At 45.0% G+C, this 11,631-nt stretch carries 8 protein-coding genes; 4 read left to right on the top strand and 4 right to left on the bottom strand.

The genetic code is table 11. The features are described 5' to 3' along the window. Window positions 1–191: 191 nt before the first annotated feature. Window positions 192–1,235 (top strand): virulence RhuM family protein, encoded by a 1,044-nt coding sequence (locus VB073_RS07140; protein WP_323403466.1) that lies wholly within the window; start codon window positions 192–194, stop codon window positions 1,233–1,235. Window positions 1,236–1,408: 173 nt separating this feature from the next. Then, entirely contained in the window at window positions 1,409–1,726 is a 318-nt protein-coding gene (locus tag VB073_RS07135) for a GIY-YIG nuclease family protein (RefSeq protein WP_323403465.1), read from the top strand. 256 nt (window positions 1,727–1,982) lie between these two features. Here the strand turns inward: VB073_RS07135 and VB073_RS07130 are convergent, their stop codons facing one another. After that, the gene (locus VB073_RS07130) at window positions 1,983–3,455 is read right to left on the bottom strand and encodes a phage tail sheath family protein (RefSeq protein ID WP_323403464.1); all 1,473 of its coding nucleotides are present in this window, start codon (window positions 3,453–3,455) and stop codon (window positions 1,983–1,985) included. 288 nt (window positions 3,456–3,743) lie between these two features. On the opposite strand from VB073_RS07130, the gene VB073_RS07125 reads away from it, so the two are divergent. Together VB073_RS07125 and VB073_RS07120 are read left to right on the top strand one after the other, a co-directional pair. Then, on the top strand, window positions 3,744–4,394 hold the full coding sequence (locus VB073_RS07125) for a carbonic anhydrase (protein WP_323403463.1): 651 nt from the start codon (window positions 3,744–3,746) through the stop codon (window positions 4,392–4,394). Window positions 4,395–4,516: 122 nt separating this feature from the next. Continuing rightward, window positions 4,517–5,839, top strand: coding sequence for a DEAD/DEAH box helicase (locus tag VB073_RS07120; protein WP_323403462.1), 1,323 nt, complete (start codon window positions 4,517–4,519; stop codon window positions 5,837–5,839). A 113-nt stretch (window positions 5,840–5,952) separates the two neighbouring features. Here the strand turns inward: VB073_RS07120 and VB073_RS07115 are convergent, their stop codons facing one another. The 3 genes from VB073_RS07115 to VB073_RS07105 form a co-directional block, all read right to left on the bottom strand. Further along, on the bottom strand, window positions 5,953–6,159 hold the full coding sequence (locus VB073_RS07115) for a hypothetical protein (RefSeq protein ID WP_323403461.1): 207 nt from the start codon (window positions 6,157–6,159) through the stop codon (window positions 5,953–5,955). 131 nt (window positions 6,160–6,290) lie between these two features. Continuing rightward, window positions 6,291–9,113, bottom strand: a complete 2,823-nt coding sequence (locus tag VB073_RS07110; RefSeq protein WP_323403460.1) for a hypothetical protein — start codon at window positions 9,111–9,113, stop codon at window positions 6,291–6,293. A 57-nt stretch (window positions 9,114–9,170) separates the two neighbouring features. Next, complete coding sequence (locus VB073_RS07105) at window positions 9,171–11,606, bottom strand: alpha-glucuronidase family glycosyl hydrolase (protein WP_323403459.1); 2,436 nt, start codon at window positions 11,604–11,606, stop codon at window positions 9,171–9,173. Window positions 11,607–11,631 lie beyond the last annotated feature (25 nt).

Raw genomic sequence — 11,631 nt, 5'->3', positions numbered from 1 at the left:
GGGCGGCCGCTTCGTTTCTCGGGACCGCCCCGCGGGGCGGTCCCGAGAAACTAACTTAATTGAGAGTAATAACTGTCTAAGGAAGGGGAGAAGTATAATAGACTTCAATTGGATATGGAAAATATTAATAATTGTCGTCATGATAATTGGGCTATTTATTATTAATAAATGGATAAAAAAATAGTATAAGTATGACTAAAAAAAAGAAATTTCAAATCCGCAATAGCACCGCCGAATTTTTGGTATTTACTTCTCAATCGGGTGGAGATACCATCGAAGTGCGCATTCAAGATAATACGGTTTGGCTTACTCAAAAACTTATTGCCACATTATTTGACGTAGATAGAAGTGTTATTACCAAGCATCTGGCAAATATTTATCAGGAAGGTGAATTGATAAAAGAAGCAACTTGTGCAAAAATTGCACAAGTTCAAACCGAAGGTAATAGACAAGTTACCCGTGATATTGAATTTTATAACCTCGACACCATCATTTCAGTCGGTTATCGTGTAAATTCCCAAAGAGCAACACAGTTTCGTCAGTGGGCGACATCCGTTTTGCGTGATTATGCCATCCGTGGTTATATTATCGACAAAAAACGCATGGAAAACGGGACATTCCTCAATGAGGATTATTTTGAACACCTACTTGCCGAGATCCGGGAAATCCGATTGAGTGAGCGTCGCTTCTATCAAAAAATAACGGATATTTATGCCACGGCAATGGATTACAACAAAGATGCTGTTACTACAAAAGAGTTCTTCGCCAAAGTCCAAAACAAGTTGCATTACGCTGTACACGGTCATACCGCAGCCGAACTCATTCTTTCGAGAGCCAACGCAGAGAAAGAATACATGGGATTGACTTCGTGGGAGAAAAGCCCCGACGGCAAAATAGTGAAAACCGATGTCTCCATTGCAAAAAACTACCTAACTGAAACCGAACTGGAATCGTTGGGACGTATTGTCAATGCTTATCTGGATTTGGCGGAAGACCGAGCAAGAAGGCATATTCCCATGACAATGGAAGATTGGGCAAAACGCCTTGACAGGTTCTTGGAAGCCGATGACCGGGAAATATTGCAAAACAGCGGAAAAGTTACTGCCCTGATGGCAAAGGATTTTGCAGAAAGTGAATTTGAAAAATACCGTATCGTACAAGACCGTCTGTTTGAATCCGATTTCGATGAGGAGATAAAGCGTCTTGAAGGGAAACAGGACAAACCGGAAGATTGAAAAAGACTGTGAATATTTTCTGAAATTTCGCTTGTAAATATCAGAAAAATAGCTACTTTTGCATCATAGTTAAAGCGGTTTATTCGCATCTATTTCGCCTCAAAAAAATGTGTGCAATCTGTGTGTGAAGAAAAGCACCTAATAGTTAACACATTGATTATACAGGGTTTCGTTTGATTGAACAAGTTCCGTCAACGCCCACGAAGGTTGTCAATAAAATTTGGCAACCTTTTTTGTTATGTGCAAGTTTTACATCCTATTACTCTGAAAAATTAGATAGATACTACATTGGTTCAACCGGTGATGATATCAATGAGCGATTGAGAAGGCATAATTCAAACCATAAAGGGTTTACCGGTCGGGCGAGTGATTGGATCATTATGTATACGGAAAACTTTGAAACAAAAGCATTAGCCGGACAACGGGAAAGAGATGTAAAAAAATGGAAAAGCCGCAAATTAGTAGAGAAGCTTATAAAAGGGGAATTTTAGTTCAGTTGGTTCAAACATATCTACAAAAATTGTCGATAGATATTTTACCCTACTCCTGACGGGCATGTGAACATGCAAGTCCAATTCGAAGATGGCACATTCTGGCTTACACAGAATCAAAGGAAAAGATAATAAACAAGACAAAACATAAAGTATTTTTGAAAAAAAGTTTTGCTTTTGAATGATTATCTCCTAATATTTATTGAAAATAAAATGTAGATTTTAATGCCTTAGATATTGAAAATTAAAAATTTAATTAGCTTTTTTGCATTTGTTGTTGGAATGTGATTTCGATGAACTCGGCCGGACGAGCAACAGCGACCAGAACCGTTACACGCATAATTCCTTCTAAAATATCTTCAGGAGTCATCGTTTCTCCTAAGCCAACATGGACATTATACGCATCTTCGGGTGAACTACCAGCCAAACCGCCTCGTTTCCAAATACCGTTCAGGAAATTTGATATCATACTTTTGATATTAACCCAGGTATTAGCCACATTGAGTTCAAATACATAAGCCCGAGTCGCATTTTTTACCGATTCTTCAAGCATAATCATTGTGCGACGCACATTGATATAGCGCCAATCCAACGAGTTTCCGTCAAGTGTACGTGCTCCCCACACCATGATTCCTTCTCCTACAAATGAGCGAATAGCATTTATCGCTTTCCCGTTCACAGGTACATTTAAATCCTCCTGATCTGCGTTAGCCAGATTAACCGCAGGACTTACCACATTGGCAATGCTCACATTGGCAGGGGCTTTCCATACTCCTCGTGTATTGTCAACCATCGTATAAATACCAGCCATAGCAGCAGAAACCGGAAGACAATTTACCTGAAACAAAGCATCTTTTACAATATTATGATAGATAGCACTGGTAGCATACAAGGTTTTATGTAATTCTGTTTTATCACATTCCTTTGCATTCAACTCAGCATATTTGTTTTTGAGTTCTTCTTTTCTGTCTGTTTTTAGTGAAAGGTCGTTGTTTAATTGATTAATCAAGATATTCTCAAGAGACTTCAATGAAGTTTCATCGAAATTAGCCAGGGTAATATCCGAATCTTGTAGAATGGACGTGTTTAACCAGGGATAATAAGCAGCACCAAAATTTAAATAATTGTTTCCTATTGAGTCCCTGAACTTTGTAATAACATCACCTGCCTCCGGATCTCCTTTATCTTTGTTTCCATTCCAAACATCTAAAATAGCAAAACGGCTCAAAGTATCGCAACCGCAATGCTTCAACATGGCTTCCTGTACATTCTTGCAGGCAGCATCCCCCAGATTCACAGCCTCTGGAACCACCAACATTGTAGGTTCTTGCTCTTTGAGCAATGTTTCAATTCCTTTGATAAACTGGTCGGAATGAAGATCATCGTTATAAGAACCCACTGACACAATGTAACACGCTCCTCCTCCATTAGCAAAGAAAAAACGCATTTGATAGTATAATGTATGTTTAGCAGTATATTTTATACCTGTGTAGTCGTGAATTGTATTTGTTAAGATTGAAAACTTGGGAATCGGAGCTCCTCCAAAATAGGCATGGAACTCGGCCATAGAAGTAATACGCCAAGGTTTACCTGTTATGTCTTCAGTGCCATTCTTTGCAAATTCCGTGTACCCGATAAATGCAGGGACAGCGGTTGCAACTTCTACTACAGAATTGGGGAATGTATTTTTTTCAACGATATAAACCCCTGGTGTTTTCATTACAGTCATGATTGTAATTTTAATTAAGAATAAAAATATGTTGAAATAATATCTTTCGGATTATTTATTGAAATTTCATCATAGCTGGGAGTTATCTCCTTAAAAAACGGGATAAAAAACTATAGCAAAAGTAACATTATTTTTTCATTTGTAAATCGCCAGGAAATAAAATTATATAAGCTCCATCTGCAACAAATAACAGTACTATTTTGTTAAATAGTACGAAAAGAAACAGCTCCCTGTGGAATATTCTTAACGGGGGAACCCACAAACGCATATTATTTTAAATTCACAGATATGTCCGATCAGGAAAAGTATGAACAGATTTTTGAAGCCAACCGTAAATGGATCGAAAAGAATAAAATAGAAAATCCGGGATTATTTGAGCTATTGGCTGCAGAACAACATCCTGATTTTCTCTATATCGGTTGTTCAGATAGCCGGGTACATCCGAATCAGGTGATGGGATTAAAGCCGGGTGAGGTCTTCATCCATCGTAATATTGCGAATATGGTGAATGCCATTGACCTGAGCGCGCTTTCAGTGATTAACTATGGAGTGGAATATCTCAAAGTAAAATATATCATTATCTGTGGACATTATGGCTGCGGGGGTATTCAGGCGGCCATGCAGAATTTGGATTATGGTATCCTTAATCCCTGGCTACGCAGCATACGGGATGTCTACCGGCTCCATCAGACAGAACTCAACGCCATTGAAGATATGGAAGCCAGGTACCGGCGCTTTGTGGAGATCAACACCTATGAACAATGCCGTAACGTATTAAAAATGGCAGAAGTACAGAAATCCTACTACAAAAATGGATATCCCAAGGTGGCCGGATGGGTGTTCGATATCGAAGACGCACGGCTTCACGACCTCCATTTCGATTTTGAAGGTGAACTGGCAAAGATCAAGGAGATCTATGATATCACAGGGAAATTGTAATTCTTTTGACTTTCCAACAGCCGCATAGCACTGTAATTTTATATGAATACATACTACGATAGTGAAGAATCAGACTCGAAATCAGCTGTCGAGGATTCCTTGATAACTCGTATCTTTGTGACATGAAAGCAGAAGATCAAAATAAAACCATATTATCGAATCTGGGAATCGACAGCCTGAACGGGATGCAGGTGGCAGCTCGGCATGCAATAATCAAAGAACGGAATGTATTGTTACTATCTCCTACCGGTTCGGGAAAGACGCTTGCTTTTCTCCTCCCTGTGCTTCAATTACTGGATGAAAATATCGCAAAGGTACAATGCCTGATCGTCGTACCCTCAAGGGAATTGGCGCTTCAGATAGAGCAGGTATGGAAAAAGATGGGGACGAAATTCAAGGTGAATGTCTGTTATGGCGGACATTCTATCGATACCGAGCTGAAAAACCTGAGCACTCCTCCCGCTTTGTTGATCGGGACACCGGGACGGTTGACCGACCATCTGGAAAGGAAATCGTTCGATACCGGTGCCATCAAGACGCTGGTACTAGATGAATTCGATAAATCACTACAGTTGGGTTTTCATGAGGAGATGAATACCATCATCAGCCAACTGCCGCGTATCCAAAAGAGAATCCTGCTTTCTGCCACATCCGATATAGAGATTCCGGATTTTGTAAAGATGGAATCGCCTGTGACGCTTGATTATACCGAAGAAGAGAAAAACGAGGCGCTTTCATTCAAACTTGTCTTGTCTCCGGAAAAGGACAAGATCGACACTCTGTTTCATCTTATCTGTTCCCTCAATTCCGAACCGGCTTTGATCTTCTGTAATCACAGGGAAGTCACGGAACGTATCAGCGATTTGTTGAACAGGAAAGGTATACTGACCGGATATTACCATGGAGGCATGGATCAGGACGACAGGGAGAGGATCCTCGTCCGGTTCAGAAACGGAAGTCTGGATTACCTGGTCACCACCGATCTGGCAGCCAGGGGATTGGATATCCCGGAGATGAACCATGTAATCCATTATCATCTTCCGGCCAAGGAGAGTGAATTCGTCCACCGTAACGGACGTACGGCGCGGATGCACGCTTCAGGAACTGCCTATATTATACAATTCAAAGAAGATATACTGCCGGATTATATTTCCGACAATTTGGAGATCTTACCGGTCTCAGCAGGAAAACCCTTACCCAATCCTCCCCAATACCAAACGATTTATGTGAGCGGAGGCAAGAAGAATAAGCTGAATAAAAGTGATATTGTCGGCTTCTTCTTGCAAAAAGGGAAACTCGATAAATCAGATCTGGGACTGATCGAAGTAAAGGATTTTATCTCTTTTGTTGCTGTCCGTGCATCTGCCGTAAAAACGCTGCTGACGAATATCAGGGATGAAAAGATGAAAGGTAAAAAGTATAAGATTGAAGTAGCAAAAATATGATTGGATAAAATCCGGATTATTCAGAAAATTCTGCAACAGCACAACCAAGTACTCCTCCCTGCAAAATTATTGCAAGGAGGATAAAGTGAAGAAGCCGCAAGAACGTCTCTCTTTTAAGCGCCTAAAGCTTTGAAAGCTTCATAGACCAGAAATGCCGGCCATACAAGGGCTTTCAGGAATCCGACCACACCGGTCCAGAAAGAGGTAGCCTGTATAATGAAATACACTGCTGCCCCGATCATCCCTAAGCAATAAACAGCGCCTCCACCCGCTCCACGGGAAGAATAATGATGACCACACTTGTTTGTGTCTTTGTCCATTTTCTTTTTATATAAACTGTTATCAAATACCTGTCAAAAGTAGATATAATTATTGGAATTACAATAACATACAGTTGAAGTTTTCATGTCAATCATTATCTCAGAAACTATTCATAGGATCGCTTTATTTTTCATTGTGGTGTGTGGGATACTACAGAACTAAACTCTGCGATTACCTCCTTACCTTTGATGGCTCTGATACCAATCTTTTGTCCTTCACGGAGTTTTTCTGTCAGCGGGAAAAAGTTGACCGGGGTTTCTATCAGGGGTTGACCGTCAATCAGCACCTCATAAAAATCGGCTTGTATTATATCATTCCACTTCAGCAGCTCCATCCCCTTTTCAAATGAAATCCGGATTTGATTCGGGATGGCACCCGAAACTGTCTCTTTGGGAGCTATTTTACCTTGCAGGGGTTGATCACTAAATATAGAAATCATCTTCGGACCGTAAATGACGTTCATCTCATCTTCTTTCTCTACTACAATCCGGTATTCCAGCGCCGGTGCTTTTATCTTTTCCGCGGGAATGGTAGCGGACCGGCACCATCCGTTCCGGGTATCCATTACCTGCGTCTCCCATTTCTTTTTACCCGGCGTCCTGTAGTGTAAAACGGCCTCCCCTCCACCCAATACAATCGCATCGATACGGAAATCTTTCCCCTCGCTGACGGATCCATAAAGACGGGGTACAATAATCTTGTCTGCAAAGCCGTTCTCCACCGGACGATCGATAGTGCCTGTTACCAAAGAATCCTCGTCACTTATACCTGTCATCTCCCGTGCTTCCTCCAGCATTCCGGTCCAGTCTACTCCCGCCTTGGTGTTGATTGTGGCCAGCACGCCATATTCGCCCCTTGTCGTTATCCGTTTGGCATAGCTTTGCATGGCTTTGGCCAGTTCATCCCCGGATAGCAATTTCACTACTTCTGTGGCAAGGTGGTGGTGTTGTTCTCCTGTTGCCGACTTTGCCTCATTGAATAGTTCCTTTGCCCGGGCTCCTCTGGTCTCGGCCATTTGATAATCCAGCACCCATTGGATACGGTCGCTTGTCCACTCCAGGTATTCCTTCCCCTCTTTTGCTTTTGGTAGCAGGTCATCGATCCGCTCTTTTATTTCCTGTAGTTTGAACCGTTTCTCCTTGCTTCCCGGTCCCCATGTAAAGCGGGCGCACTCATTCTGACCCCGGCCGCCGACCCACCTGTACCCCATCTGATCCAATTCTGTCATGATCTCTTCCACCTCTTCGGAGAGACCGGCATCCGCATATTTTTTCGCAAATTGATGAAAATATTTCTGGGCTGTCAGGGTGGTATCCCAGGCAAAATCGACCAGGTAACCGTAATTCATTTCCACTTCCCGGGTTCTCCAGTGAATGGCCAGAAAACCCTGGCTTCCGCTTTGAAGCAGGTTCCTCGCTGTCTTCTCATAAAGATGGACATGAGGTTGTGGATGCCACTGGTCGCCATCGTTTTCCAGCCAGGGGACAGGCCACCTTTGCCTTTCGGGAGGAAGAATGGCGTACGCTTCATCTATCTTTGGCTGCGGGACGATATGATCGAGTGAGGAAAAGACGACTTCTCCGGGCAGCAGCGTATCCAGCCCGTCGTAATACTCGGCAGAGACCAGATACGTCTCACCACCCCACCCCGAAATCACCAATCCGGGAGCCTCCTTATAACGCGACAATATCCGGTGGGCCAGTTTGCCGTACATCTCCAGACGGGCACCCTCGGTCGCCCTCGAGAGCTTGCCCTCTTCGTCCCGCTTGAAAAAGGGATTGACCCCGTTCGCCTCGTCGACGATCCGCTTGAACACATCCCTGCGGTATTTCCCGTATTGCACGATTTTGCTCTGCGGATCCCTCGCCTGGGCAAGGATATGGGTGTCATATTGCAACGGATGTCCCTGCGCCCCTTTCGTCTCCTCCTGCCACAGGACGACATAATCCAGGCAATCATAGAATTCCACGACGTTTGTAAGCTGTCTGATAAACCGATCCCGGTCTTCCCGGATGGTAGGGTCTCCGGTAGCCGAAAAACCGAAAGCGGTCCTTAATCCCCGTGATTTGGCATAGTAGAAAGCATCCCTTAGGATCTCTTTCTCCCGTTTTATCTGTTCATCCCTGCACAGACCGGCGTTTGTGCTCGCTGCCCCGAAATATTCGGTGTCATATAATCTCCCGGTTCCATACAAAAACTCACCGGTGCTCATCGGATTGGTGCCCCAGGTACCTTCCCCGGAATTCTTCAATGGCTTGGACTGTTTCATGACGCCCTCCTCTTCGTATCCTCCGAACGGTTCGGTATCGTACGTATGGAAAGTGAGGGTATTTGCACCGCTCCGGATCAGTTGATCGATAAACGCCCGGTGATCGACAGGATCCCAGCTTGTCGGGCTGTTGAAAAAATTGTACCACGGCAAAACGCCCCGGGTCGAGAATGCCGGCTTCCGGACAAGTAGACTGTCGGGGAGGGCAGTAGAAGCAGTAGAAAGGGAGGACGGCACATATTCGCTTCCCAGCCTGAACTCACAGCCCAGTTCCTTCAGAAGGCCATAGATGGCATTCACCTTTCCCAAAGGAGTTTCGGCACATAGCAAGATCGATTCTTTGCCGTCCTTCACGATCTTTTTGATGGCAAATCCCTCTTCTCCCAGTTCATCCAAAGACTCTTCCTCTTCCGGAGAAAGATATCGGTTGAATGTTGCCTTATCCATAATCACGATGGCCGGCTTATACGATCTTTCCCACTTCGAAAGGGATTCGCCGGCAGGAACCTTTCCGGTCATCTGGCAGATATAACGCCGAAGATCGGTACAGGCATAGGATACAGGAGTATTATCCTGATCTGCACAGACGATTCGTGAAAAAGGGCTGTCCGGTTGAGGTCGACACCCCGAAAATAGTAAACATACTAACAGTAAGAGCGGAAAATTTGATTTATATCTTTTCATGACAGATGTGAAAATTTAGTTTGAATAATCGATGGAAATTATATTCGACGGTTGACTTTACTGATCGTGAAAATCAACGGCCGTGCTGTTATATCGCTTCTCAGACGGGTAATACTGCATCTCAAACGGGCGGTACTGATTCTCCGACTGGTAAGTGACGAGACTCAGGTTCATGTGCGGTGCGGTTACCGGAAAAACGGATACATTCTCGCCGTCCGTCGCCTGAAAATAATACTCAATCCCCTCTTCGGTGATCCATTCTCCCGGCAGATCAACGGTAAAAGTGCTTTTTACTTTCCGGGTCATGGCCAGTTTCGTCCATGCTGATGATGATCCGGGCTTGCGATAATAGAAAGTTGCGGAAAGGTCCTCGTAGTCATTGTCATCCAGCAGGGAGATTTTAATGGATAGCGGTTGTCCTTTTGGATGCGACACCGGAGGCGAGATACTTGTGATCCGTGGTGATCTGTTTTCGGTAGCAAATTTTAACCCCTGCACACCGGAAGCACTTTTCAACGTCTGTAAGGAATGAGAGTCCCCCACCCCTTGTTTCTCACGAAGTTCCTTTTCTCTGGGCAAGTAATTATTCCTGACAAAACGGTTTTGTATGCTGACGATATTTCCCAGTGTGGGTATATCGGTCACCCTATACATGAAATTCTCCACCCATGACCGCATGGTAGCCGTCAGCTCTTCCAAAGAATAGTGATCGAAATGCTCGTTCAACAGGATATGGTCCCTTGCCGCGGCAATCCGGCAACGCAGGAGGTTCAGCCGATAACGTGCAGAGGGAGAATCCGTATTGTGGATCAGCCGGTCGATCACCGCAAGTTGCTCTTCCGCTTTGACCAGCTCCGCCTTACCGGTACTGTCGGGCAGAAAGGGTCTGGTCGGTTCACATTCGCCGAAATCACTGGCGAAAGGCTCGTTCCCGTTGATAATTGCCGTGATCTCGTCTGCCGCATCGGGACCGTAATTCAGCACGGCATACCGGTGGTAGACCTGTTCGGATGAAGTGATCGTATCATCCCATGGCGCCCTGCTGATATATTCCATCCGGGGTTCAATGGCATCGGTCAGCCGCCAGGTAAGGGCAAAGAAACCTTTCATATTCGAGGCCCTATTCCTGTAGCTCTCGACGGTTCCCGAGAGATCGATCCCGTACGGGTAATAATACTGCGAACTCTTGATATCCCGTTCCAGCCACGGACAACCCCAGTACTCCCGGTCACCGTAGATATGGCCGTTCTCGAACTCGGCCGAATAAGGTGCGATGGGAGCACAAATCACATCGGCGGGCAAGGATTCTACTGCAACAGGATCCAATCCCCATCCCGAAACAGCCACACGGGTATGGGGACTCCCCTTCTTCACACCCTCATAAAACCCGTCGAAGATCTTTTTCCAGGCATTGTAAAAGAGGCTGTCCTTCCCCACGTTCTCCGACTGGAAACAAAAGAGGTAATCGAGATCGGGATAATCGGTCACGACCTGGTCTACACGTGCGGCAATCACCTCGGGATCGTCGGCGGTAGTGTTATACTCCGGCATGATCAGGTCGATATCCAGTCCGAGTCCCATTTTTACGCCCCGCGAATGGGCATAGGCAATGACCTTCTGAAAGAGCGATACCCCTTTCCTGAAGACCTCTTTGTTGGACAGGTTTTCATTGTGCAGGGCACATTCCGATCCGAAATCATAGTCATCAAAAAAAGACGATGCACCGAACAGGTACTCGTTCACATCCCAGCCGGGCGAACTCCATTTATGGCCCGTACCGGCCGTCGGCATCCATACCCTCGACAAATATCCCCTGTAGGCAAAGTTATGGAACGGCTCATTGTGTCCCAGTTCGCCGTTGTAATTGTGGACAAGGATAAAGTTCATCCGCATCTTGGCCGCCTGGTCAATGATATATTTCCAATCGTTCCACGAATAGGAAGTGGCGGACTGTGGGAAATTGGTCCACGGCAGGAATCCCCGGATATACATCGAAGGGATTTTCTGTTCATCCACTACCGGCAGCCAGAAAGCCTGCTTTTTATCGGGAAGGACATCGCCGCTGAAATAAAAGCCGATCCGGTAATGATCCTGCAGCAGGCCATACACGCCGTACAGAACCCCGACATCACTCTGCCCGGCAATGATCAGGCTGGGCTTTCCATCTCCTTCCATGGTTTTGAGGATATATCCCTGTTCCTCAGCCGGCGTATCATTAGCATCGGGCAACCGGATCGTCCCCTTTGTATCCAACTCCGCAATAAGCCGGTTACTTGCCGGAGTACCGACAATAAACACGGGATCATCACAGGCAACCGAATCAGGAATGATCTGTAGCCATTCTCCGGATATCTGATAGATATACCGTTGAAGTTCCTTTACGGCATATTCTTCGATCGCCGAACCGGAACTCCCCGAAACAATCTGCGCTTTTGCCGGAACAGTGCACAAAAGCAGGATAAACACAAACAAAAAATAGTTGATCTTTCTCATGTAATTATTATTTTCCTTAGCCGAT

The sequence above is a fragment of the Proteiniphilum sp. genome, assembly GCF_034927365.1.
In the GTDB taxonomy this organism is placed as follows: Bacteria; Bacteroidota; Bacteroidia; order Bacteroidales; family Dysgonomonadaceae; genus Proteiniphilum.
Note: the sequence above shows the minus strand (reverse complement) of the source record. Positions and strands in the feature narration are given on the sequence as shown.